This window comes from Arthrobacter sp. MYb229 (genome assembly GCF_002975405.1).
Lineage (GTDB): Bacteria > Actinomycetota > Actinomycetes > Actinomycetales > Micrococcaceae > Glutamicibacter.
This window is the reverse complement of the sequence record NZ_PCPS01000002.1, coordinates 311,464-334,380: the sequence shown is the minus strand read 5'-3', so window position 1 is coordinate 334,380 and position 22,917 is coordinate 311,464. Positions and strand designations below refer to the sequence as shown.

At 64.3% G+C, this 22,917-nt stretch carries 21 protein-coding genes; 15 read left to right on the top strand and 6 right to left on the bottom strand.

Translation table 11 applies throughout. From position 1 onward, the window contains the following. Positions 1-19: 19 nt before the first annotated feature. The 10 genes from CQ019_RS08030 (at position 20) to CQ019_RS07980 (ending at position 12,021) form a co-directional block, all read left to right on the top strand. Positions 20-1,294, top strand: a complete 1,275-nt coding sequence (locus tag CQ019_RS08030) for an ABC transporter substrate-binding protein (RefSeq protein WP_105569400.1) — start codon at positions 20-22, stop codon at positions 1,292-1,294. Positions 1,295-1,311: 17 nt separating this feature from the next. After that, positions 1,312-2,238: a carbohydrate ABC transporter permease gene (locus CQ019_RS08025; protein ID WP_105569399.1), complete on the top strand. Its 927-nt coding sequence runs from the start codon at positions 1,312-1,314 to the stop codon at positions 2,236-2,238. After that, the gene (locus CQ019_RS08020; protein WP_105569398.1) at positions 2,235-3,110 is read left to right on the top strand and encodes a carbohydrate ABC transporter permease; all 876 of its coding nucleotides are present in this window, start codon (positions 2,235-2,237) and stop codon (positions 3,108-3,110) included. The genes CQ019_RS08025 and CQ019_RS08020 overlap by 4 nt, the downstream gene beginning before the upstream one ends. Before the next feature lie 61 nt (positions 3,111-3,171). Continuing rightward, entirely contained in the window at positions 3,172-4,833 is a 1,662-nt protein-coding gene (locus tag CQ019_RS08015) for a glycoside hydrolase family 13 protein (protein WP_105569397.1), read from the top strand. Between the two features lie 185 nt (positions 4,834-5,018). Further along, the gene (locus CQ019_RS08010; RefSeq protein WP_096288754.1) at positions 5,019-5,672 is read left to right on the top strand and encodes a TetR/AcrR family transcriptional regulator; all 654 of its coding nucleotides are present in this window, start codon (positions 5,019-5,021) and stop codon (positions 5,670-5,672) included. An 8-nt stretch (positions 5,673-5,680) separates the two neighbouring features. Then, the gene (locus CQ019_RS08005) at positions 5,681-7,291 is read left to right on the top strand and encodes a carboxyl transferase domain-containing protein (RefSeq protein ID WP_105569396.1); all 1,611 of its coding nucleotides are present in this window, start codon (positions 5,681-5,683) and stop codon (positions 7,289-7,291) included. Positions 7,292-7,306: 15 nt separating this feature from the next. After that, entirely contained in the window at positions 7,307-9,343 is a 2,037-nt protein-coding gene (locus CQ019_RS08000; protein WP_105569395.1) for a biotin carboxylase N-terminal domain-containing protein, read from the top strand. Then, on the top strand, positions 9,340-9,864 hold the full coding sequence (locus CQ019_RS07995) for a MaoC family dehydratase (protein WP_105569394.1): 525 nt from the start codon (positions 9,340-9,342) through the stop codon (positions 9,862-9,864). Before CQ019_RS08000 ends, CQ019_RS07995 begins: the two co-directional genes overlap by 4 nt. After that, a complete protein-coding gene (locus CQ019_RS07990; protein WP_181148330.1) occupies positions 9,857-10,678 on the top strand; it encodes a CoA ester lyase in 822 nt (273 codons plus the stop codon). Before CQ019_RS07995 ends, CQ019_RS07990 begins: the two co-directional genes overlap by 8 nt. 764 nt (positions 10,679-11,442) lie before the next feature. Continuing rightward, positions 11,443-12,021 carry a hypothetical protein gene (locus tag CQ019_RS07980; RefSeq protein ID WP_105569391.1) on the top strand — a complete coding sequence of 193 codons (579 nt, stop codon included), beginning with the start codon at positions 11,443-11,445 and terminating at the stop codon, positions 12,019-12,021. 21 nt (positions 12,022-12,042) lie between these two features. Here the strand turns inward: CQ019_RS07980 and CQ019_RS07975 are convergent, their stop codons facing one another. Continuing rightward, positions 12,043-12,744 carry a response regulator gene (locus CQ019_RS07975; RefSeq protein WP_105569390.1) on the bottom strand — a complete coding sequence of 234 codons (702 nt, stop codon included), beginning with the start codon at positions 12,742-12,744 and terminating at the stop codon, positions 12,043-12,045. Positions 12,745-12,747: 3 nt separating this feature from the next. Then, entirely contained in the window at positions 12,748-14,325 is a 1,578-nt protein-coding gene (locus tag CQ019_RS07970) for an ATP-binding protein (protein ID WP_105569389.1), read from the bottom strand. 152 nt (positions 14,326-14,477) lie between these two features. Here CQ019_RS07970 and CQ019_RS07965 point away from each other — a divergent pair, with 152 nt between their 5' ends. The 3 genes from CQ019_RS07965 to CQ019_RS07955 are packed head-to-tail and all read left to right on the top strand — an operon-like array spanning position 14,478 to position 17,617. Then, positions 14,478-15,461 carry a tripartite tricarboxylate transporter substrate binding protein gene (locus CQ019_RS07965; RefSeq protein WP_105552533.1) on the top strand — a complete coding sequence of 328 codons (984 nt, stop codon included), beginning with the start codon at positions 14,478-14,480 and terminating at the stop codon, positions 15,459-15,461. Further along, positions 15,458-16,084, top strand: coding sequence for a tripartite tricarboxylate transporter TctB family protein (locus tag CQ019_RS07960; protein WP_105569388.1), 627 nt, complete (start codon positions 15,458-15,460; stop codon positions 16,082-16,084). The genes CQ019_RS07965 and CQ019_RS07960 overlap by 4 nt, the downstream gene beginning before the upstream one ends. Next, positions 16,085-17,617, top strand: a complete 1,533-nt coding sequence (locus CQ019_RS07955) for a tripartite tricarboxylate transporter permease (RefSeq protein ID WP_105552531.1) — start codon at positions 16,085-16,087, stop codon at positions 17,615-17,617. A gap of 178 nt (positions 17,618-17,795) precedes the next feature. Here CQ019_RS07955 and CQ019_RS07950 read toward each other — a convergent pair whose 3' ends face one another. The 3 genes from CQ019_RS07950 to CQ019_RS07940 all read right to left on the bottom strand — a co-directional run bounded on the left by CQ019_RS07950 (position 17,796) and on the right by CQ019_RS07940 (position 19,069). After that, positions 17,796-18,212: a DUF6069 family protein gene (locus CQ019_RS07950; protein ID WP_105569387.1), complete on the bottom strand. Its 417-nt coding sequence runs from the start codon at positions 18,210-18,212 to the stop codon at positions 17,796-17,798. A 147-nt stretch (positions 18,213-18,359) separates the two neighbouring features. Further along, on the bottom strand, positions 18,360-18,689 hold the full coding sequence (locus CQ019_RS07945) for a DUF202 domain-containing protein (protein ID WP_105552529.1): 330 nt from the start codon (positions 18,687-18,689) through the stop codon (positions 18,360-18,362). Then, the gene (locus CQ019_RS07940) at positions 18,689-19,069 is read right to left on the bottom strand and encodes a YidH family protein (RefSeq protein WP_105552528.1); all 381 of its coding nucleotides are present in this window, start codon (positions 19,067-19,069) and stop codon (positions 18,689-18,691) included. Before CQ019_RS07940 ends, CQ019_RS07945 begins: the two co-directional genes overlap by 1 nt. A gap of 208 nt (positions 19,070-19,277) precedes the next feature. Between CQ019_RS07940 and CQ019_RS07935 the strand changes: the two genes are divergently transcribed. Together CQ019_RS07935 and CQ019_RS07930 are read left to right on the top strand one after the other, a co-directional pair. Then, positions 19,278-20,324, top strand: a complete 1,047-nt coding sequence (locus CQ019_RS07935) for an MBL fold metallo-hydrolase (protein ID WP_105552527.1) — start codon at positions 19,278-19,280, stop codon at positions 20,322-20,324. Next, on the top strand, positions 20,321-21,670 hold the full coding sequence (locus tag CQ019_RS07930) for an MFS transporter (protein WP_105569386.1): 1,350 nt from the start codon (positions 20,321-20,323) through the stop codon (positions 21,668-21,670). The genes CQ019_RS07935 and CQ019_RS07930 overlap by 4 nt, the downstream gene beginning before the upstream one ends. Before the next feature lie 42 nt (positions 21,671-21,712). Here the strand turns inward: CQ019_RS07930 and CQ019_RS07925 are convergent, their stop codons facing one another. Beyond that, positions 21,713-22,630 (bottom strand): LysR family transcriptional regulator, encoded by a 918-nt coding sequence (locus tag CQ019_RS07925; protein WP_105569385.1) that lies wholly within the window; start codon positions 22,628-22,630, stop codon positions 21,713-21,715. Positions 22,631-22,917: the final 287 nt, after the last annotated feature.

The following is a 22,917-nucleotide window of genomic DNA, read 5'->3' as shown; positions in this document are numbered from 1 at the left end:
TCGACCGTCGGAGATACCCATGAACATAGGATCTACCACGCTGTCCAGAGCCCTGTCCCGCAGAACATTCATCTCGTCTTTGGCAGCCGCAGGGACCCTGATGCTCGCGGGCTGCGGCGCTACCAGCACTCGCACCTCGATTCGATTCAACCAGTCAAAGCCGGAGGTCGTCCCCTACTTCCGCGACCTGCTCAGCGAGTTCAACGGCGCCCAATCTTCCATATCCGCGGTCCACGAAGTGACGGCCGGACTCTCGGCGGCCTTTGCCCGCAACGACCCGCCGGATCTTGGCTGCTTGAACTACAACTATGAGATGGCACGCTTCCAGGAACGCGGCGCGCTATCGGACCTTTCGGATCTGCCACAGGTCCAGATGAACGCTCCCTTCGTCAACGAACTGCTCGCGCTCTATCCGGATTACCCGGGGCGCACCTCGGTGCTGCCCTACTCGATGATGGGTGCCGCTGTCCTGTACAACAAGGATATTTTCGCCAAGCACAACCTGGCCATCCCGCAGCGCTACTCGGAATTCGTGGCGTTATGCGAAGAGCTCGTGGACCTGAAGGTCACCCCGATCTACTCCACCTTCAAGGACGCGTGGACCGCATCCCAGGGACTGGCGGACTACACCCTGGGCGGAGCCGTGGACATCAACAAATTCTTCGCCGCGCTGCGAAGCGTCGGCGCGGATTTCACTCCCGGCTCCGAACTGTCCTTCTCCCAGGCCTTCACCGACCCGCTGCTGCGCATGCAGGAACTGGCCAAGTTCTCCAATAAGGATGCGGCGAACCGCGGCTACGGCGACGGCAACCTCGCCTTCGCCAACGGCCAAGCGGCCATGTACCTCCAAGGCCCCTGGGCACTGCCCGAAATCTCCAAGACCAACCCCAGCGCCAATATCGGCACCTTCCCGCTGCCCATGACCGAGGATCCGGACGATCTGAAGGTCCGCGTCAATATCGACCTGGCGCTCTGGATCCCGGAACAGTCCGAGCACCAGGATGAAGCGCGTGAACTGCTCGAATTCCTCTGCCGGCCCGAAGTCCAGAACCCCTATAACGAGATGGCCCTCGGTTTCGGAGTGCGCTCGGACTCCCCTCCGGCCAAGGACAAACGCCTGGTGCAGCTGCAGCCCTATATCGATCGCGGCAAGGTCTTCCAGGGAGTTTCCACCGCCATCCCGCGCACCATCCCCTTCGAGAACTACATGCAGGGCCTCGTGACCGGAAGCAGCGTAGAACAGACGTTGGCCACCCTCGACGCGGACTGGGCTCGACTAGCCCAGCGCGGCTAGTCAGCTAAGGACGAATCATGGCTCTGACGACCTCAATCAAACCCACGCCCGAAGCTCAACCCGCCGCGCCTGCGCGCCCGCCACGGCGCCGGCGTATCGAATGGACCTATCTGGCATTCCTGCTTCCCGCGCTGATCTGCTTCACCATCGCCATTACGGTTCCCGCATTGATGGGCATGTTCTTCAGCTTCACCGACTCGGTCGGCTTCGGCGACTACCAGATCATTGGCCTGACCAACTACCTGGCTCTGTTCACCGACCCGGCCATCATCGGCGCCTACGGCTTCACCCTTGGTTTCGCATTCATCACCGTGATCATCACCAACCTCATCGCCTTTCTGCTCGCCATCGGGCTGACCGCGCAGATCCGTGCGCGGGTCGCGCTACGGGCCATCTTCGTGATGCCCATGGTCATTTCGGGCATCGTGATCGCCTACGTTTTCAATTTCGTCTTCTCCAACACCTTGCCGGCCTTCGGAGAAACCATCGGATTGGACTTCTTGAAGTCCTCAATTCTGGCCAACCCCGACTACGCCTGGATCTCCATCGTGATCGTCACCGCCTGGCAGGCGATCCCGTCGGCCATGCTGATCTACATAGCCGGGCTGATGGCGATTCCCTATGACCTCTACGAGGCTTCCTCGCTCGATGGAGCCAGCGCCTTCGGGCAGCTCAAGGCGGTGACCTTGCCGCTCATGGTGGGGTACATCGGAATCAACATGATCATTGGCTTCAAGAACTTCCTCGGTGCCTATGACATCATCGTCGGCCTGACCAATGGCGGACCGGGAGTAGCCACACGCTCCATCGCCATGACCATCTTCACCGGATTTGAACGCGGCGATTACGCCTACCAGATGGCCAACGCCACCGTCTTTTTCCTCATTTCGCTGATGATCGCGCTGCTCCAGCTGCGCCTGACAAGTAAGGGAGTGGCCAAATGAGCGTTACCCTCCAGCAACGGCTGAACAAGCGTTCCCGCGCACGAATTGGACGCGAACGCATCAATTGGTGGGCCACCGGAGTGCTGGTGGCCTGCGCCCTCACGGTGCTCATCCCCTTGTTCGTGACCGTCTCCATGGCGTTCAAGTCGGCCGCTCAAGCAGTTGACGGGAAAGCCTTCTCGCTCCCGCGCCCGTTCTCCATCGAGGGTTTCACCGCGGCCTGGGAGCTGGTCAATTTCCCCCGCGCCTTCACCATCTCGCTGCTGATCACCCTGGCCACGGTGCTCGGCGGAGTGATGCTCGCTTCCATGGCTTCCTATGCGATTCACCGCAACTGGCATAAGCGCCTCTACCGGCTCAGCTTCTACTACCTGCTGGCCGCGATGTTCCTCCCGTTTCCGGTGCTCGCGCTCTCCCAGGTGAAGCTCACCGGACTCTTCGGGCTGGATAACCCGGTAGGCGTAGCCATTCTGCACGTGATGTTCGGGCTGTCTTTCAACGTCCTGCTCTTCACCGCCTTCCTGCGCGGCCTGCCCGGAGAGCTGGAGGAAAGCGCCCGCATCGACGGCGCAGGCACCTGGACCACCTACTGGCGGATCATTTTCCCGATGATGGCGCCGATGAGTGCCACCGTGGCGATCTTCGCGTTTCTGGCCTCCTGGAATGACTTCATGATGCCTTCGCTGATCATTGCCGAACAGGCCGACCAGACCCTGCCGGTAGTCCAGCAGCTTTTCCAGACCCAGTTCTCAAATAACTACAACGTCTCCTTCGCCTCCTACCTGATGGCGATGGCGCCAAGCATCGTGGCCTACCTGTTCACCCAACGCTGGGTCATGTCCGGGCTCACCCAAGGGGCGGTGAAATCCTAAGCCGCCCCTCCCCTGAACCATCTACATTTAGAAGCAGACAACATTTCCGGAAGGAAGCAAGATGACCTTGCAAGATATGCAGAACTCCGCCGGCCTTTCGCCGGATGCCAACTGGTGGCGCCAGGCCGCCGTCTATCAGATTTACCCGCGCAGCTTCGCCGACGCAAACGGCGACGGCCTGGGCGACCTGCCCGGCATCACCTCCAAGGTCCCCTACCTGAAGGAGCTCGGAATCGATGCCGTCTGGCTCTCCCCGTTCTACCCCTCGGCCCTCGCCGACGGCGGCTATGACGTGGACGACTACCGCGATGTTGATCCCCGCCTGGGCACGTTGGAGGATTTTGACCGGATGGCCGCTGCGCTGCACGCTGCAGGCATTCGGGTCATCGTGGATATCGTGCCGAATCATTCCTCGGACCGCCACGAGTGGTTCAAGGCGGCGCTCGCCGCACCGAAGGGATCGGCCGAGCGCGAGCGCTATATTTTCCGTGACGGCCTGGGCCAGGATGGCGAGCTGCCGCCGGCCGATTGGGAATCCTTGTTCGGCGGACCGGGTTGGACCGCCGTGGGCGACGGCCAGTGGTACCTGCATCTTTTCGCCAAGGAACAGCCGGACTTCAATTGGTCCAATGAAGAAGTCCGCGCAGACTTCCGCAAGACCTTGAGATTCTGGTCCGACCGCGGGGTGGATGGCTTCCGCGTGGATGTGGCCCACGCGCTGACCAAGGACATCCCGTTGACCGAGCTGCCGGATAAGGCACAACTCGACGCCCACCCATGGGACGGCACCCATCCGATCTGGGATCGCGACGAGGTGCATGAGGTCTACGCCGAATGGCGTGAGGTCTTCAACGAATACGAGCCACCGCGCATTGCGGTCGCCGAAGCGTGGACCAATGCCGACCGCCGCCCTGCCTATGCCCGGGCCACCGGGTTGGGCCAAGCGTTCAACTTCGATCTGCTGCAGGCGGACTTCGAAGCCGAGGCGTTCAAGAAGATCATCTCCTTCAACCTCGCTCAGGCTTCCGCCGCCGGCTCGTCGACCACGTGGGTGTACTCGAACCACGATGTGGTTCGCCACGCCACCCGCTATGGGCTGGAAGCAACCGGCGATCCGGACGCAGCGAAGACTTGGCTGCTGCAGGGTGCGGATCCCGCCCGGGTGGATGTGGAGCTGGGGCTGCGCCGCGCTCGCGCGGCGACCCTGCTGGAGCTGGCGCTGCCCGGCAGCGCTTACCTGTACCAGGGCGAGGAATTGGGACTTCCGGAGGTGACAGGCATTCCGGATGAGCAGCGCCAGGATCCCGCATTCTTCAGGAATAAGGCAGTGGAAGTCGGCCGTGACGGGTGCCGCGTCCCGCTGCCCTGGGAAGCGAGCGGTTCCTCCTTCGGGTTCGGCTCCGGCGAAGCGCATCTGCCGCAGCCAAAGGATTTTGGCCGGTACGCGGTAGCGGCACAGTCCGGGGTCGAGGGCTCGACGCTGGAACTCTACCGCGAGGCACTGAAGCTGCGCCGCGAGCTGCAAAGCGACGAATCGCTCTCCTGGCTGGCGACCGAGTCCGGCACGCTCGGCTTTTCCCGGCCGAATGGTTGGGTGAGCTTCACCAACTTCACCGCGCAGGCTCAGCAGCTGCCGGCCGGTGAAGTCCTGCTGGCGAGCGGTCCGCTGGATGCAGCAGGCCAGCTTCCCGCGGCAACCACCGTGTGGTTGCGCCAGCGCTAAACGAGGAGCTTTCCGACAAATCCGCGGGCCGGGCCGAATGCGCAAGCATTTGGCCCGGCCCGCAGCCTTCTCCCCGCACTGGCTAAAGTGACCCTTGACACAGCTCGCATTTCCGACTTGACTGAGAGTCAATCAATCGATTGATTGATTGACTCTCAGTCTTTGGGCGAAAGCGATTCAAGAGCATGGACATCGACCAGGTACAGCGAGCGGCCGTCGCACGCTTCGCCCAGCAGGGCTTCGCCGCCACGGGAATCAGGGAACTGGGCACCGCGGCCGGCATCAACTCGGCCACCCTCTATCACTATGTCGGCAGCAAGCAGGATCTGCTCATGCGGATCATCTCCGACTGCCTGAACGCCATGATCGCCGGCGGCCGCGCAGCAATCGCCGGCGAGCAACAACCCACCCGGCAGCTCGCGAGGCTGATCGCTTTCCATGTGGCATTCACCGCCACCAATCCGCTCACCGCGCGTGTCGCCGAATACGAGATGCGCGCCTTGACCGGTCCGGCGCAGGAACAAATGCAAGCACTCCGGGACCACTACGAATCGCTCTTCTCCAAGGTGCTGGCTGCCGGCCAGGCGGCCGGCGAATTCGCCACCGATGACCTGACCATGGCACGACTTGCGGTGATGGAAATGGGCACCGGCGTGGCCCACTGGTACCGCCCGGACGGCAGGCTCAGCCTGAGCCAAGTCCAGCAAAACTTCGTTGCCATGGCCTACAGAATTCTTGCGGTCACCGAAGCGCCGCAGCAACTCGGCGACCTATTGGCCATTCCACGCCGACTCGCGAGCGAACCGGCCACCATCCAAGCCCAGCAGACCGTCAGCTAAGGAACCCAGTGAAGACCCTGCACTCACAGCTCGACACCAGCTCCGCTGCCTACCAGCGCAACGCGGCCGAATACACGGCGCTCACCGATGAGCTCCACCGCCGCCTGGAGCGCGCCGCCCGCGGCGGATCCGAGAAATCCCGCCAGCGCCATGTGGACCGCGGCAAGCTGCTGCCCCGGGACCGCGTCAACCAGCTCCTGGACGACGGCTCCCCCTTCTTGGAAATCGCCCCGCTGGCCGCCGAGGACATGTACGACGGGGCGAGCCCGGGCGCCGGCATGATCGCCGGCGTTGGGCTGGTGCACGGCCGGCATGTGCTGGTCATCGCCAATGACGCCACGGTCAAGGGCGGCACCTACTTTCCGATCACCGTCAAGAAGCATTTGCGCGCCCAGGAGATCGCGCTGGAAAACGGCCTGCCCTGCGTCTATCTGGTCGACTCCGGCGGAGCGTTCCTGCCCATGCAGGACGAGGTCTTCCCGGACCGCGAGCATTTTGGCCGGATCTTCTTCAACCAGGCGAACCTGTCGGCCAAGAAGATCCCGCAGATCGCCGCGGTGCTCGGCTCCTGCACCGCCGGCGGCGCCTACGTCCCGGCGATGAGCGATGAAACGGTGATCGTGCGCAACCAGGGAACCATTTTCCTCGGCGGCCCTCCCCTGGTGAAGGCCGCCATCGGCGAAATCGTTACCGCCGAGGAGCTGGGCGGCGGGGATCTGCATGCCAAAACCTCCGGAGTGGTGGACCACCTGGCCGAAACCGACGAACATGCGCTCATGATCGTCCGCGACATCCTCTCCACGCTCCCGGAGAATCCCGCCCCGGCCTGGAGAATCGCCGAGCAGGTGGCCGAGCCGCGCTACCCGGCCAGCGAATTGGCCGGCTGCGTGCCGGTAGACGTCAATGCCCCCTACGACGTCCGCGAAGTCATCACGCGGTTGGTCGACGGCAGTGAATTCCATGAATTCAAGGCCGAGTACGGCACCACCCTGGTCACCGGCTTCGCCCGTATCCACGGCCACCAGGTGGGCATCATCGCGAACAACGGCGTGCTGTTCTCCGAGTCCGCGCTGAAGGGCGCGCACTTCATCGAGCTCTGCGACCAGCGCGGCATTCCGCTGCTCTTCCTGCAGAACCTCGCCGGGTTCATGGTGGGCCGCGACTACGAGGCAGATGGCATCGCCAAGCACGGAGCCAAGATGGTCACCGCCGTAGCCACCGCACGCGTGCCCAAGCTGACCGTGGTGATCGGCGGATCCTTCGGCGCCGGAAATTACTCGATGTGCGGCCGGGCCTACTCCCCGCGCTTCCTGTGGATGTGGCCGGCGGCGCGCATCTCGGTGATGGGCGGAAACCAGGCCTCTTCCGTGCTCTCCACGGTCAAACGCGACGGCATCGAAGCCTCGGGCGGAAGCTGGAGCGCCGAAGACGAAGAGGCCTTCAAGGCGCCCATCCGTGAGCAGTACGAGAGCCAGGGAAACCCCTACTACTCCACCGCACGCCTGTGGGACGACGGAGTCATCGATCCGGCCGATACCCGCCGGGTCCTGGGCCTGGCCCTGGACGTCTGCGCCCGTCAACCATTGCCGGAGACCTCCTTCGGCCTATTCCGGATGTAGCGCGAGGAGACAATCATGGATACAAAACTATTTGACACGGTCCTCATCGCCAACCGCGGCGAAATCGCCGTACGCATCATCCGCACCCTGCGCACCCTGGGGATCCGTTCGGTGGCGGTGTACTCGGACGCGGATGCCGGGGCGCTGCACGTGCGCGAGGCCGATACCGCCGTGCGCATCGGGGCTTCCCCTGCCAATGAGAGCTACCTCAGCATCCCCGCGGTGCTCCAAGCCTGCAAGGACACCGGCGCTCAGGCGGTCCACCCCGGATACGGTTTCCTCTCCGAAAACGTGGAGTTCGCCCGCGCCCTTCAGGACGCCGGAATCACCTTTATCGGGCCTCCGGTGAACTCGATCAACCTCATGGGCGACAAGATCCGCTCGAAGAATCACGTGCTCTCCCACCAGGTGCCCGTCGTGCCGGGCATCGCCGAGCCCGGGCTGAGCGATGCCCAGCTGCACGAGGCCGCCGAACAGGTAGGCTTCCCGCTGCTGATCAAACCCTCCGCGGGCGGCGGCGGCAAGGGAATGTTCGCCGTCGAATCCCCGGACCAGCTTCCCGAAGCACTGGCCAGCGCGCGGCGAACCGCGCGCAACGCCTTCGGAGACGAAACCTTGTTCCTCGAACGCCTGGTGCGCAACCCGCGCCATATCGAGGTGCAGATCCTGGCCGATGCGCACGGCAATACCGTGCACCTGGGCGAACGTGAATGCTCGCTGCAGCGCCGGCATCAGAAGGTGATCGAAGAAGCTCCGGCTCCGCTGTTCGAGAACCTCGAGCAGGGCGCGCAAATCCGCGCACGCATCGGGGCGGCGGCCGTGGCCGCCGCAGAGTCGGTGGGTTACGTGGGTGCGGGAACCGTCGAATTCCTGGTCAGCGACGAGAACCCGGACGAGTTCTTCTTCATGGAAATGAACACCCGGCTGCAGGTGGAGCATCCGGTCACCGAAGAGGTCGCCAGGGTCAACGGCAACCGGCTGGACCTGGTGGACTGGCAGGTGCGCATCGCCGCCGGGCAGCGACTGGACTTCGCCCAGCGCGATGTCACGCTCACCGGGCATGCCATCGAGGCACGGCTCTACGCCGAGGACCCCGCGGAAGGGTTCCTTCCTTCGGTCGGAACCATCCTGCGGGTCAGCGAACCGGCCGGCGAACACTTGCGCGTGGACAGCTCGCTGCGCGATGGACTCGAAATCAGCGCGCACTACGACCCGATGCTGGCCAAGCTCATCGCCTGGGGCGAAAACCGCACCGAGGCCTTATCCCGGCTTGACCGCGCCCTGTCCCGATGCGTGGTGCTCGGCGTGCTGACCAACAGCGAATACCTGCGCCTGCTGCTGGCCGACGCGGACGTGGCGGCCGGGCGGCTGGACACGAACCTGATCGAACGGAAGATGCACGAGTTCTCCTTCCGGTCCCCCGGCGCGCGCGAGCTGGCGCTGGCGGCCCATTTGGAGCACGGCCGGCTGCACACCGCGGATACCCCGTGGACCCGCCGCGACGGCTGGCGGGCGCAGCACAACCACGGGACACCGCAGCACTATGAAGTGCAAGAGCAGCAAGTTGCGCTCACCGTGCACGGCGGGGACAGCTCAAGCCGCATTCTGCTTGCCGGGGACGAGTATGCGGTGCGGGATCTGGGCTCCGGGAACTACTCCATCAACGGGCAGCGCACCGGGATTCACCACGCGTTCGCCGCGGACGGCACCTTGTGGCTCAGCGAAGACGGGTGGACCGGAGCGGTGCGCAAGCTCCCCCGCGAAGAGGTGCTCGAACGGCACCTGGCCACGCTGGCCAAGGCGTCGGGCACGTTCTCCCCGCATGTCGAGACCCCGATGCCCGGCACCGTGATCTCGGTCCAGGTAGCCGACGGCGAACAGGTGTCCGAGGGGCAGCTGCTGGTCAGCATCGAGGCAATGAAAATGGAGCACCAGCTGCTTTCCCCGGCGACCGGCACGGTGCGCATGACCGGGCTGAACGTCGGCGATCTGGTGAAGGCCAAGCAGCTGGTGGCCACGGTGGAACCACAAATTCAGGAGCAAAACGCATGAGCGAGCCTACGCAACAACGTTTCGAACAGCGCGGACTGTACTTCGATGAGCTGAAGCTCGGGGCCGCATATGTGCATAAGCCCGGGCGCACGCTCACCGAGGCCGACAACGTGCAGTTCACCACCATGACCATGAACAATCAAGGTTTGCACCTCGACGCGGCGTGGGCCGCAACCCAGCCGTTCGGCAAGCCGCTGGTGAATTCCTTGCTGACCTTGAGCACCATGATCGGCCAATCGGTGGGGCAGCTCACCGAGGGCACCATCGTGGGGCAGCTGGGAATCAATGATGTGAAATTCCCGCACCCCATGTTCCACGGGGACACCCTCTACACCGAAACCGAGGTCACCGCCCTGCGCGAGTCGAAGTCCCGCCCCGGACAAGGTCTGGCCTCGATGACCCACACCGGGCGGAACCAGCACGGGGACATCGTCGCCACCGCGACCCGCACCTGCCTGATGTGGACCCGGCAAGCGCACTTGGACTCCCTGGATTCCACTGAAGCCGCCGCAAATGAGTAGCTTCGCCATGGGCCCCGCGATTCTCTTCTGCCCGGCGGACCGCCCCGAGCGCTATGCCAAGGCCGCCGCACGCGCCGACGCGGTCATCATCGACTTGGAAGATGCCGTGGCGCCGGAAAGCAAGGACTCCGCCCGCCGGGCGCTGCTGGACAGCGCCCTGGATCCGGCACGGACCATCGTGCGGGTCAATCCGGCGGACTCCGAGTTCTTCACTGCGGATCTGGCGGCGCTGAGGCTGACCGCCTACCGCACGGTGATGCTGCCCAAGAGCGAATCGGCCGCCGATCCGGCGCGCTTGCAAGGCTACGAGGTGGTTGCGCTGTGCGAAACAGCGAAGGGCATCACCAGCGTCTCCGAGATCGCGGCGGCTCGCAATGTGGTCGCGGTGATGTGGGGGGCCGAAGATCTCATGGCTTCGCTGGGCGGAACCTCTTCGCGCACGGAAGCGGGGAACTACCGCGAGGTGGCACGCTTCGCCCGTTCCCAGGTGCTGCTGCACTCGGTAGCCCAGGGCAAGGCAGCGATCGACTCGGTCTACCTGGATATTCCGGATACCGCGGGGCTCTTGGCCGAAGCGCGAGATGCCAAGGCCTCGGGCTTCGCCGCCAAGGCCTCCATCCATCCGAATCAGATGCCGGTGATCCGTGCAGCCTTCCGGCCCGGCCAGGCCGAGCTCGAGCGGGCCAAACGGATCCTCGCCGCGGCCGAAACCAATCCGGGGGTCTTCGCCTTTGAAGGCCAGATGGTCGATGAACCGCTACTGCGCCAGGCACGGGTAACGCTGGCCGCCGCCAAGCATCTCGAAGACGGCTAGGCAAACTCAGCGTCTCGCAAACCACCAGAGCAGGCGCAGAAGTGCGATATCACGATCAGCGCAGGGGACGAATCCACGCACTCCAGCCCAGCGGGTTCCAGGCAAGCCTCGCCTCGGATGGATCAAGTCACCGATCAGGACCACCCACTGCACCGGCAATACGCCCGCATTGTGGTGGTCCTCTCGCTTTTGCTGCAATCCCTCCTCTCCGGTGGATGCGTCATCTTTTCCGCAGGATCCATGAATCAGCGGTGCGAGTTTCAGCCTCCCTTCCCACTAAAGGATGAGGGCGGCTCGTTGACTAGGGTAATTAATCAGGGCTAGGGTCTTAAAGGAGACTAATCGACAAGGAAACTTTCGAATGCGCAATGCACCAACATGTCACGAACACCGGTAGTTGGGCGCTGCCATTTTGTTGAAGCGCAAAAACTCGCTGACGGGGAATCTACCTTGTGCAGGAAGCCAGGGCGTCGATTGCCGATACGGTTGCCACTCCTGCTTCGGCATGCGCAAGCAGGAGCTGCTGCAATGCCAGCTGCCGGGTTAGGCGCACTTATCCGGACATTGGAATCCCTGCCAGAAGATCCAGAAACAGCCGACCCCACGAGCCAACGCGCGGGCCAAAGGAATCTGGGGCGCGATTCGCGGTGGTTCATTCAGCGCGCAGATGGGCCAAGGAACTGCAGATGCCAGCAAGCAGTTCTTGGCCCAGATGGCGCTGCCACCGCCTGTTCCGCGTAAGAAAAGTAGTAGGCAGGATTAAAATGAGTGCAGATGAAATCAGGTTTCCGACGCTCGGGAACGCCATCGCGGGACGACTGACGACGGGTGCGGTGAAAGGACTTCTGGCCCTGGCCGTTGCCTGGCTGTGCACATGGTTCATCAGCGTGGACGCGACCTTCGGCAAACTCGTTATTGCCTTGATCGTGTCGTTCGTGGTTTCGGAGGTGCTCGGCGCCGTCATCGAGCGCCCAATAGTTGTGCGGGAATATCGGGCCGCTCCCGGCGGGCTCGGCTACGTGCTGCTCCCGCTGTCGGCGTCGGTGTTGATCGCGTTCGCTTCTGCGTTCGCAGTCACCGGAGCCATGGATGCAGCCGTGTTGATAACTGCCATCGTTGCGGTGATCAACACCAGCGAAGTGCTCTGGCTGCGAAGTTGGGAGCCCGGGCCAACCCCGGAAGAGGAGCAAGCCAAGTTCCAGGATTTCAAGGCGATGACTAGTGAATATTTCGCGGAAGATGCCGCGGAGATCAAACGCCAAGCTGGCCACAAGGCACGGGAGCGGTACTACAAGAAGAAAGCCCGCGGGGAGTCAAAGAAACATGGGAACGAGGGCAGCTGACAGCCGCGAGCCGCCGGCGGCTCAGCGGCGAACCCAGCGATAGCGGTGTTCCGGGCGCCCCGCCGAACCATAGCGCGGGCGCAGTTCCACCTGTCCGCGCCGCTCCAGCAGGTCCAGATACCGCCGGGCGCTGACCCGGGAGACCCCGCAGGCCTCGGCGACCTCGGCCGCCGAAATATCCGCGTCCACCCCGCGCACCGCGTCGGCGATGAGATCCAGGGTGGCCTGCGCGTAGCCCTTGGGCAGGCTGCCGGTCGGGGCCGGCGCCGGCCCGGATCCCGTCGATTCGGCCTCTTCGCGCAGCAGCACGTCGATATCCGACTGGGCCAAGCGTTCCGGCGCGGCGATCCGCGCCTGGCGGAACAGGTCCAGCCGCCTGCGGAATTCCCCGACGGCGAAAGGCTTGACCAGGTACCCGTCGATCCCCTGGCCGATGGCTCCGCGCACCGTGGGCGCATCGGCGGCTGCGGTGATCATGATGACCCCCACCTGGCTGAACCGGGCGCGCACCTCGGCGAGGACCTCGACGCCATTTCCGTCCGGCAGGTGCACGTCGAGCAGGATCAGCTCGATTCCCGCATTCGCCTCCAGGCAGGCCAGCGCCTCCGCGGCGCGGGTGGCGGTGGCCGCGACACGGAATCCGTCGGTGGATGCAACAAAAAGTTCGTGCATGGCCAGCACATCCGGGTCGTCGTCGACGATCAGCGTTTCGATCTGGCGCATAGCTTAGTTCCCCTGCCCTGTTGCCGCCGGCCACCGGGCGGCGAATTGCGCGCCACCCAGCGCGGAGTCTCCAACCTCGATTGTCCCACCTCTGCGCTGGATAATCCGCTGGACCAGGGCCAGCCCGATCCCATGGGGCTGCGTGCTTTGATCCTTGGCGCTGACTCCGCGGGTGAAGATGCGTTCGGCTTGCTCCGGGGGCACCCCGGGGCCGCTGTCCTCCACCCGCAGTTCGGCCTGCTGCCCGGCCAGCCGGACAAAGACCTCGACCCGGCCCCCGTCGCCGGCCGCCTCGATCGCGTTGCTGAGCAGATTGCCCAGCACGGTCAGCAGGTCGCCGTCGGCCCCGGCGCCCGCCGCGACCAGCGACTGCGCCGACACCTCGAAGGACACCCCATGTTCCCGGGCCACCGCGGCATTGGCCGAAAGCACCCCGGCCAACCCGGGGTCCGGAAGTTCCACCGCGGTGCGCTCCTGCGGACCGGCGATCCGGGTTATGTATTCCTGCGCTTTCTGGTGCGCGCCGACGGACAGGTAGCCGGAGAGCACATGCAGCCGGTTGGCGAACTCGTGGGTCTGCGCGCGCAGGGCATCGGCCAGTCCGCGCTGGCCGGCCAGCTCGCGCAGCGAAGCCTCCAGCGCGGTGCGGTCGCGCAGGGTCAGCGTATAACCTGCATCGGCCCGGGCAGCTCCGGCCACCGCATTGCGCCGCGAGACCACCAGCACCCGTTCGCCCACCAGCACCTGCCGGGCCCCCTCCTCGGGCATCGTGCCGAGCAGCGGGTCCAGCACCTCCTCGGCGATGCGGCCCACCACCGATTCGCGCAATCCGAGCAGCGTCTCGGCCTCCCCGTTGCACAGGGTGATCCGCCCCGCGGGTCCCACGCCGAGCACCCCGTCGCTCACCGCGTAGAGCAGCGCATTCTGCGACTGGAGCAGGCCCGGGACCTCATCGGGCTCCACCCCGAAGATGCGGCGGCGAATGGCGCGCGCCGCGGACAGGCTGAGCAGCGTGCCCAGGCCGGCGGCGCCCAGAATCCACGGGGCGAAGCCCACCACGATGGAGTTCAGCTGGGCACGCACCTCGCTTTGCAGGATCCCCACGGAGATCGTGCCGATGATCTGGCCGTCGGCGCGGATCGGCGCCTTCACCCGCAGGGTGGGGCCCAGCGTTCCGGATTCGATCCCGGAAAAGCTCTCCCCCTGGCGCATCAGCGAATGATCGGTGGACACCGGCCGGCCGATCTGCTCCGGGTCCGGGTGCGAAAGGCGGATGTTATCCAGCCCCACCACCACGACGTAGTCCACCCCGGACACCTCGCGGGCCAGCTGGGCGATCGGCGCGATAACCTGCGCGGCGTCCTCGGTGTTCAGCGCGGCGATCACCGCCGGCTCGTTGCCCACATGGCTGGCCACCGTGCCGACCCGCGCATAGGCCTGGTCCTGCACCCGCTGGTCCTCGACCACCATCACCGCGACCGCCACCGCGAGCACGACGGCCAGGACGATGACCACCTGCAGCCCGGCCAGCTGCAGGCGCAATCGACGGCGGCGCGGTAGCGGAGTGGCGGTGGGTCTCATGGCCTGCCTTCCGGCGTTAACTTTATTTTTCTTATGGCACCTATGACCCAAACCACGTTTTCGATAGTGGTTTGGATCACTGCATGGGATCGTAGCTAAGACGCTTCCGGCCTGCCGGAATCCCCCTCATCACTCGAACCCTACGGATAGCTATGAGCAAACTCAATTTTAAGAACGTGGCCTTCCTGGTCGCCAGCGTTCTGATCGCCACGCTCGCGCTGGTGACCTCGGCCGCCTCGGGCGGCGAGAACACGGTGCGCGCGAAACTCGTGATCATGGCCCCGGCCTCTCCCGGCGGCGGCTGGGACGGCTTTGCCCGCGAAGCGCAGCAGGCCATCAAATCCGATGGCATCAGCAACAACGTGCAGGTGGTCAATGTCCCCGGTGCCGGCGGCACCATCGGGCTGAGCCAGTTCGCGCAGATGACCGGCCGCTCGGACATGCTGATGGTCACCGGCGGGGTGATGATCGGCGCGATCGAACTCGCCGACTCGGGCACCTCGCTGGAAGACGTCACCCCGATTGCCCGGCTGGCCGATGACTATGCGGTGATCGTGGTCCCCGGCGACTCCGAGCTGGAGACCCTGGCGGACTTCGTTGAAGCCTGGAAGAAAGACCCGGGCGGAACCTCCATCGCCGGCGGTTCGCTCGGCGGCATCGACCACCTGCTGATGGGCATGGCCGCCCGCGAGGTGGGCATCGACCCGCAGCTGGTCAACTACATTCCCTACTCCGGCGGCGGCGAGGCGATCACCTCGGTGCTTTCGGGCACCACCAGCGCGGCCGTTTCCGGCTACAACGAGCTCTCCGACCAGATCGAGACCGGAAGCCTGCGCGCCCTGGCGATCTCCTCCGAAGAGCGCCTGCCCGGCGTGGATGTGCCGACCTTCAAGGAGGCCGGGGTCGACGCGGCCATGGCCAATTGGCGCGGCTACGTCGCCGCCCCGGGCATAACCGCCGAGCAGAAGGCCGAACTGCAGCAGATCGTGGCCGAATTCCATGCCACGGAGCAGTGGAAGGACGCCGTGGCCCGGAATAACTGGACCGACAGCTACATGGTCGGCGATGAGCTCGACGCATTCATCGACGCGGAGATCGCCACGACCACGGATCTCGTGGAAGGACTCGGACTATGAGCACCACCCAGAGCAGAGAAACCACCGAAGACACCGTACGCATTACCGGTTTCTTCTCGGGCCGCAGCGAGCTGGTGGTTACCGCGCTGCTGCTGGCCCTGGCCGTCGCACTGACCATCGGCACGGCCTCCATGAACGTCATGGGCGATACCGTGCCCGGTCCGCAGTTCTTCCCCTGGATCATCTGCATCGTGCTCTATGCGCTGACGGTGCTGCATGGCCTTTCCGTGCTGCGCACCCGGCGTTTCCCGCAGGGCACCGACAGCGGCAACCCCGATTTCTCCGCCGAAATGCTGGCCGAATTGGGCGACACCCAGCGCACCGAGGTGCTCGGGGCCAGCGCACAGCGTCCGCGCCGCACCGGCCGGGTGCGTCTGTACTCGGATTGGGCCACGATCGCCTGGATCGTCGGCGGCATCGCCTGCTTCATCCTCGTGCTTCCGGTGCTGGGCTGGATTATTTCCGCGGCCGGATTGTTCTGGGCCATCTGCAAGGCGCTGGGCAGCACCCGCCCGATTTTCGACATCGGGGTCGCCGCCATGGTTTCCTCGATCAGCTATTTGGCGTTCGGCCTCGGGTTGGGCCTCAGCCTGCCCGCCGGGCTCCTGGGAGGTTTGCTCTAAATGGATCAGCTCAGTCACTTAATGGCGGGTTTCGCCGGTGCGTTGACGCTCGTGAACCTCATGTGGGTGCTCATCGGCGCCTTGCTGGGCACGGCGGTCGGCGTGCTGCCGGGCCTCGGCTCCTCGATGGCCGTCGCCCTGCTGCTGCCGGTCACCTTCAGCCTGGACCCCACGGCCGCGTTCATCATGTTCGCCGGAGTCTACTTCGGCGGGATGTTCGGCGATTCCACGGCCGGAATTCTGCTCAATACGCCCGGGGCCTCCTCGGCCATCGCCACCACCTTCGAGGGCCACAAGATGGCCAAGAGCGGGCAGGCGGCCCGGGCCTTGGCCACCGCCGCGATGGGCGCCTTCATCGGCGGGCTGATCGCCACCACGCTGGTGGTGTTCTTCGCCCCCTCGCTGGTGAAACTGGCGACCGCCTTCGGCCCGGCCGAATACTTCGCCTTGGCCGTCTTCGCCTTCGTCGCCATCTCCTCGGTGGTCTCCGAATCGATCATCAAGGGGCTGGGCGCGCTGTCCATCGGCCTGGTCCTGGCGCTGATCGGGGTGGATGGAATCTCCGGTTCCGTGCGCTTCACCGGCGGCCTGCCGCAGCTCTTTGACGGGCTGTCCATCGTGGTCATCACCGTGGGCCTGCTGGCCCTGGGTGAAGTCATCCATGTGGCCTCGCGGATCCACCGCGACCCCAGCGCCCTGCGGATCCCGGCCAGCGGCCGGATCAGGCTCAGCGGCGCGGACTTCCGCAAGGCCCTGCCAGCCTGGCTGCGCGGCACCGCCTTCGGCGTTCCCTTCGGCGTCATCCCGGCCGGCGGCGCGGAGATCCCGACCTTCCTTGCCTACGGCACCGAGAAGCGCTTGGCCGCCAAGCGGAAGGATCCGGAGTTCGGAACCACCGGTTCCATCAACGGCGTGGCCGCCCCGGAGGCCGCCGGAAACGCGACCGCCGGCATGGCCATGGGCGCCCTGCTGGCCCTGGGGCTTCCGGTCTCGGCGACCGCGGCGCTGATGATCGCCGCGTTCCAGCAGTACGGCATGCAGCCAGGCCCGCTGCTCTTCGAACGCTCGGGCGACATGGTCTGGACCCTGCTCGCCTCGCTCTTCGTGGGCTTGGTGATGCTGCTGATCATCAACATGCAATTTGCCGGGCTTTGGGCCAAGCTGCTGCTGGTGCCACGGCACTACCTGTATGCAGGAATTACCGTGCTCTCCATGCTGGGCGTCTATGCGGTGAGCTCCTCGGTGATCGACCTTTGGTTCCTGCTGGCCATCGGCATCCTCGGCTTCATCATGCGCCGCTACCAGTTCCCGGTAGCCCCGGTGCTGATCGCCGTGATCCTCGGGCCGCTGGCCGAAACCTCCCTGCGCCGGGCGCTGACCGTGTCCGAGGGCGACCTGGGCTACCTGGTCTCCTCGCCGACCACGATCATCATGTATCTTCTGCTGATCGCCGCGGTGGCGCTGACCATGGTCAAGCATGCGGCGAGCCGTCGCAAGCTGCGCTCCGAGGCGATGGTCCTGCAGGATTCGTAGACCGACTGACTCCATCAACTAAGGGCCGCGGGCCGGGACAATCTTGGGATTGTCCCGGCCCGCGGCCTTGCAGTTCTAGAGCACTACTCAATAACTACGAGCTCACAAATGCCTGCTGCCCACGGATTTCTATCCGTGGGCAGCAGGCATTTTGCGTCGAGTTGCAGGAGCTCGGTTGCTAGTTCGTGTGCAGGCTCTTGTTGCCGTAGTGCACCGCGAAGAACAAGCCAAGGCCCACGAAGAGGTGAATGATGCTTAAGGTGAGCGCGGTAGCGATGTCGCCGGCGGCCATGATTGGCAAGATGATCGAAACAACCGCAACGACCAGACCCAACCACTGGGCGACCTTGCAGAATGCTGGCTTGGCGCGGCCGATAACAAAGACCACCGCCCCGAGGATGAGGATCGGCAGCAAGGTGAAACCGTAGACCTGAGCGAAGCCAATGTGCTCACCGGTGTTCTCACCGAGCACCATGGTGGCTCCTGCGGAACTGCCAATGAAGTAGGTGATGACGTTGAGGAAGCCAGTACCAGCGGCGGCAATCAGGACCTGAACGAAGTTAAACGGGCTTTTGGGTTGAGTCTCAGCGTTCATGAGCCGGAGCGCTCCTCTAAATAGTTGATTTTATCCAACTAAGTCTAGAACCTGACCCGCGTTCCGCGCGTCTCACTTGCCAGTGAAATCCGCAACACCCATGCGCCGGCGAAAAGCCAAAGGGGGCTACAGCCGTACGCGCAGCCCTCAGCTCGGGCCGAGCACCAAGATCATTCCGAACACGCCGATGGCGATCAGCACCAGGGTGGTCATGAGCACCGCGACGATATCCGGCCTGACCCGCTCGGATTTCACGCCGAGGGCCATGCGCCGGTAGCGAGCGCGCTGCGAGGCAAAGATTCCCAGCGCCATGGTCGCGGAAATTGCGATCATCAACACGATACCCACGCCATAGTGCGGCAGCCAGCGCAAGAAGACGGCACTGACCACAAGGAATGACACCAGGGTACGGCTCCACGCAAATACCGTGCGCTCTGGTTGCAGCCCCGGGTCGGCGATCTGGATGGGCTCGCGCATCAGGCTCGCGAACCGACAATCATCGCCACGGCCGCGATGGAAGCGGCCACTGCGCCGAAGCCCAGGAGCGGAACGATGGCAGGTATCGGCAGCGGGCGTCCGGTGCGCATGCTGCGCTCCACGCGGACCCAGCGGACCGCGGCACCTGCGGCAATCAGAATTCCCACGCCGATGATCAGCACCGCGAGCCAAGTGCGCAGCGGCGAGGGGAAAGCCTCGGCGGCGAAGGCCTCAAGCGCGGTACCACCGGCAAGGAATGCCAGTGAGGTGCGGATCCACGCCAGGAAGGTGCGTTCGTTGGCTAGCGTAAACCGGGGATCCGGCTCCGCGCCATGAGGCAGGACCCAGCGCGAGAGGCGGCTTCGTTCGTGATCAGACATGCCACTCCTACAGGTACGTGTTGCTTCCACTCAGTACATCATGCGCAATGCTCCCTCATCGCCTGAGGATGCTTCGCGTCGCGTTGAAGTCTACAGACCCATTCATAAGTAAAACCATTGTTAATGGTAGATAAAAACAGTTTTACGAATGTGAGCCAGCGCATAAGAATGGTTGGTAGATACTAGAACAACGAAAGGTCGCAGAGACATGGCCTCCACCAATTTGAATCCCCACGTCGTCACCCTCGGCACCGCAGGCGGTCCACGCTGGTGGACCGGCGAGCACGCCGGCGAGCGTGCAGGAATCTCCACCGCGGTAGTCGTCGGTGACAGCGTCTACCTCGTAGATGCCGGCACCGGCGTGGGAAACCAGCTGATGAAGGCGGGCTACAGCCCGGCGAACCTGCGCGGCATCTTCCTCACCCACCTGCACTCCGACCACAGCATCGACCTGGCCTCGCTAGCCATCTTCGGGCTGTTCACGCTGCCCGCCGATAAGGAACCCATCGCCATTGTCGGCCCCGGCGAGCGCGGCGCCTTGCCACCGGCCTCCCCGAGGGCGAGCGTTCCGCCGCAGGCGCTCTACCCGCAGAATCCAACGCCGGGCACCGCCTCGATGTTCGATCATCTGATGCAGGCCTACGCAACGGACCTCAACGACCGGGTGATCAACGCCTTGCGCCCCTCCCCGCTGGATCACTTCTCGGCCCAAGACATCCAGATTCCTGCGGGCACCGGTTATCACCCGAATGAGAACCCGACGCCGGAGGCATTCAAGCCATTCGTGATCTACCAAGATGAATTGGTGACAGTGAGCGCCACGCTGGTGAAGCATCCGCCGATTGCGCCGGCCTTCGCATTCCGCTTCGACACCAGCGAAGGCTCGGTCACCATTTCCGGAGACACCTCGCCTTGCCAGAACCTTGTCACGCTGGCCCGGGACACGGACCTGCTGCTGCATGAAGCCATCGATTTCGAATGGGTCCAGCGCACCTACGGTTCGATTGGAACGCTGGAATCCCAAGCCTCCATGGACCATCACCGACGGGCCCACACCTCGGCCGAACAGGCCATCGAGATCGCGGCCCAAGCCGGGGCACGCACCCTGGCCCTGCACCACCTGGTGCCGGGCACGACCCCGCTATCCGTCTGGCATTCGCACGCCGATAAGTTCTCCGGTACCTACTTGGTCCCCGACGACCTCGATAAAATATCCTTCTCCCGCATCCACAGTGAAATGGCGGCATCCCGATGAGCAATGCAGTGAAGCCACAAAACCAGCCGACGGGCGATGGTGAGCTCAAAGTTCCCTCGCTCAATTCCCCGCAGATGCGTCGCATCCTCGCCTCGAGCTTCATTGGAAGCGCGATCGAGTTCTACGACTTCATCCTCTACGCCACGGCCGCCTCGCTGGTCTTCAACAAGGTGTTCTTCATCGGGCTCACCCCCGGCGTGGCGCTCTTCGCCTCCTTCTCCACTCTTGCCGTTGGCTACCTGGCCCGCCCGCTGGGCGGAATCGTCTTCGGCCACTTCGGCGACAAGGTGGGCCGCAAGGGCGTGCTGATTACCTCGATGGCAATGATGGGCGGCGCATCGACGCTGATCGGCCTGCTGCCTCCGGCCGCTCAAATCGGCATGATCGCGCCGATCGCGTTGATCACGCTGCGCATCGTCCAGGGCCTGGCCGTGGGCGGCGAATGGGGAGGCGCCATGCTGATGGCACTGGAGCACGCCCCGAAGGAACGCCGCGGCTTCGCCGCGAGCTTCGCGAATATGGGTGGACCGGCCGGTGCGGTGCTGGCGACCCTCGCAGTTTCCGCGATCTCCATCCTGCCCGATGACCAGTTCCTGGCTTGGGGCTGGCGAATCCCGTTCCTGATCAGCATCGCGCTGGTAGGCATCGGCCTGATCATCCGGCTCAAGGTTGCCGAGTCCCCGCTCTTCCTCGCCTTGGAAGGCAAAGCCGAAGAACGCAAAACCCCTTTCCTGGAGGTCATCACCAAGTACCCCGGTTCGGTGATCCGCGGAACGCTGGTCGGCATGAGCTCCTACACGGTGCAGGGCCTGATGACCGTCTGGGCCGTCGCCTATGTGGTTGAAGAGGTCGGCATGGACCGCACGGCCGTGCTGAATGTGAAGGCCATCGGCGCTACGCTGACCGTTATCGGCATCTGGTTCGCCGCCCGCTACTCCGACAAGCTCGGTCGCCGCCCGGTCATGATGGTTGGCATCGCCGCCGGCGCGGTAATGGCCCTGCCGATCATGTGGATGCTGGAAATGGGCGAGCTGTGGCTCTTCGCCATCGCCCTGTTCATCGCCAACGGCATCATCCAGGCCACGATCTTCGGACCCTTCGGCGCTTTCACCGCCGAGCTGTTCCCCACCCGGATCCGCTATACCGGCGCTTCGCTGGTGTACCAGCTCTCCTCCACCGTGGGGGCAGGCTTCACCCCGATGATCGTTACCGGCTTGGTGCTACTCGGTGGCGGAACGCTGTGGATTGCCGGCGCCGTCTGGGCGGGCGCATTCATTGTCGCCGGGCTTGCCATACGTGGGGTGAAAGAGGGCCGCGAGGCGGATCTCGAAGCGGAGAACCTGTAGCCTCGCTGAACAGATCCAGGGTTGGCTGGAGTCGCAAAGACTCTAGCCAGCCCTGTTTTCTTTTTCGGCTCCAACCTCTTCACAGAAGTCGAGGAATGCGCGCAGCCGCAGGCTCGGACGGTTTGATGCAGTATAGGCGACACAAATATCGCTCTCGCCGACCGGACCCTCAATTTCCAGGATCGCCAGCGGCAGTCCGTCATAGCTGAGATTGACCGGGGGCCGCTGCACCAGCACCGTGTAGCCCAAACCCCGGGCAACCAAACCGCGCACGGCCTCGAAGCTCTGCGAACTCCAACGCACCTTGGGATCCAGGCCCGACATCCGCAGATTCACCAGCTGGTTATCGCGCACCGTCGGAATGTCCAGGGACACGAAATCGTCTTCCGCCAATTCCGACAGCGCCACACTGCCTCGCTTGGCCAGACGGTGGTTGCCTCCGACCAGGACATATGGCCGCCCCGACATGACGCGGCGCCACCCCACGTGCGGCAGGAGATGCCGAGTGTGCGTGAGCACCGCATCCAGATGCCCCTGCAGCATCCGCTCCTGCAGCTCGGCGCCATCTCCCTCGAGGAGGGTCACCTGCAGGTCCGGGTGCACGTTGGTGAAGCGTTCGCAGATCACCGGAATCCAGAAGGCCGCCAGCGAGGAGTAGCAGCCGATGACCAGCGGTCCGGAGAGCTTGGTTTGGCGTTCCACGATTTGATCCTGCACCTCTTCGGCATGGCGCACCAGCTGCTTGGCATCGTGGAGGAAGTCCGTACCTACCGCGGTGAGGACCACGCCGCGCGCCCGGCGCCGCACCAGCAGCTGCGATCCCACCACCCGTTCAAGTTCGTCCATCGCCTGCGACATGGCGGCCTGCGAAATATGGCAGGCGCCGGCGGCCGCAGAGATGGACCCGGTTTCGGCGACGGCGACAAAATACTGTATTTGACGCAGGGTGTAGTTGATCACCCACTCAGTCTAGCCAGCGGCCTAAAACCCGCCGAAGCGGATTCCATGAAGCACGCTGCGCACAGCCGTTCGGAACAACCTGGTCGGAGGCGTCTTGGAGCGGACACCTACAATCGAAATGCCCGTTATCTTCAGGCATGCCCGCTTATTGAAGAGGATATAAGTTGCCGCGATGCAGAACTTTCAGAAATACGCTGAGGATCCTTTTCGGGAGGGGAGCAGCCCAGCCCCTATCCCGAGCTGGACTTCATCGAACCGATCATCGCGGTCGTGGCCGACGAGCGCCA

What these genes read in the sequence shown, in the direction of transcription:
- CQ019_RS08025 (WP_105569399.1), top strand. Translation starts at nt 1,312, where the DNA reads ATGGCTCTGACGACCTCAATCAAACCCACGCCCGAAGCTCAACCCGCC.
- CQ019_RS07950 (WP_105569387.1), bottom strand. Translation starts at nt 18,212, where the DNA reads ATGAACGCTGAGACTCAACCCAAAAGCCCGTTTAACTTCGTTCAGGTC.
- CQ019_RS07945 (WP_105552529.1), bottom strand. Translation starts at nt 18,689, where the DNA reads ATGCGCGAGCCCATCCAGATCGCCGACCCGGGGCTGCAACCAGAGCGC.
- CQ019_RS07965 (WP_105552533.1), top strand. Translation starts at nt 14,478, where the DNA reads ATGAGCAAACTCAATTTTAAGAACGTGGCCTTCCTGGTCGCCAGCGTT.
- CQ019_RS07980 (WP_105569391.1), top strand. Translation starts at nt 11,443, where the DNA reads ATGAGTGCAGATGAAATCAGGTTTCCGACGCTCGGGAACGCCATCGCG.
- CQ019_RS07930 (WP_105569386.1), top strand. Translation starts at nt 20,321, where the DNA reads ATGAGCAATGCAGTGAAGCCACAAAACCAGCCGACGGGCGATGGTGAG.
- CQ019_RS07975 (WP_105569390.1), bottom strand. Translation starts at nt 12,744, where the DNA reads ATGCGCCAGATCGAAACGCTGATCGTCGACGACGACCCGGATGTGCTG.
- CQ019_RS08000 (WP_105569395.1), top strand. Translation starts at nt 7,307, where the DNA reads ATGGATACAAAACTATTTGACACGGTCCTCATCGCCAACCGCGGCGAA.
- CQ019_RS08030 (WP_105569400.1), top strand. Translation starts at nt 20, where the DNA reads ATGAACATAGGATCTACCACGCTGTCCAGAGCCCTGTCCCGCAGAACA.
- CQ019_RS07960 (WP_105569388.1), top strand. Translation starts at nt 15,458, where the DNA reads ATGAGCACCACCCAGAGCAGAGAAACCACCGAAGACACCGTACGCATT.
- CQ019_RS08020 (WP_105569398.1), top strand. Translation starts at nt 2,235, where the DNA reads ATGAGCGTTACCCTCCAGCAACGGCTGAACAAGCGTTCCCGCGCACGA.
- CQ019_RS08010 (WP_096288754.1), top strand. Translation starts at nt 5,019, where the DNA reads ATGGACATCGACCAGGTACAGCGAGCGGCCGTCGCACGCTTCGCCCAG.
- CQ019_RS07955 (WP_105552531.1), top strand. Translation starts at nt 16,085, where the DNA reads ATGGATCAGCTCAGTCACTTAATGGCGGGTTTCGCCGGTGCGTTGACG.
- CQ019_RS07940 (WP_105552528.1), bottom strand. Translation starts at nt 19,069, where the DNA reads ATGTCTGATCACGAACGAAGCCGCCTCTCGCGCTGGGTCCTGCCTCAT.
- CQ019_RS07990 (WP_181148330.1), top strand. Translation starts at nt 9,857, where the DNA reads ATGAGTAGCTTCGCCATGGGCCCCGCGATTCTCTTCTGCCCGGCGGAC.
- CQ019_RS07935 (WP_105552527.1), top strand. Translation starts at nt 19,278, where the DNA reads ATGGCCTCCACCAATTTGAATCCCCACGTCGTCACCCTCGGCACCGCA.
- CQ019_RS07995 (WP_105569394.1), top strand. Translation starts at nt 9,340, where the DNA reads ATGAGCGAGCCTACGCAACAACGTTTCGAACAGCGCGGACTGTACTTC.
- CQ019_RS07970 (WP_105569389.1), bottom strand. Translation starts at nt 14,325, where the DNA reads ATGAGACCCACCGCCACTCCGCTACCGCGCCGCCGTCGATTGCGCCTG.
- CQ019_RS08015 (WP_105569397.1), top strand. Translation starts at nt 3,172, where the DNA reads ATGACCTTGCAAGATATGCAGAACTCCGCCGGCCTTTCGCCGGATGCC.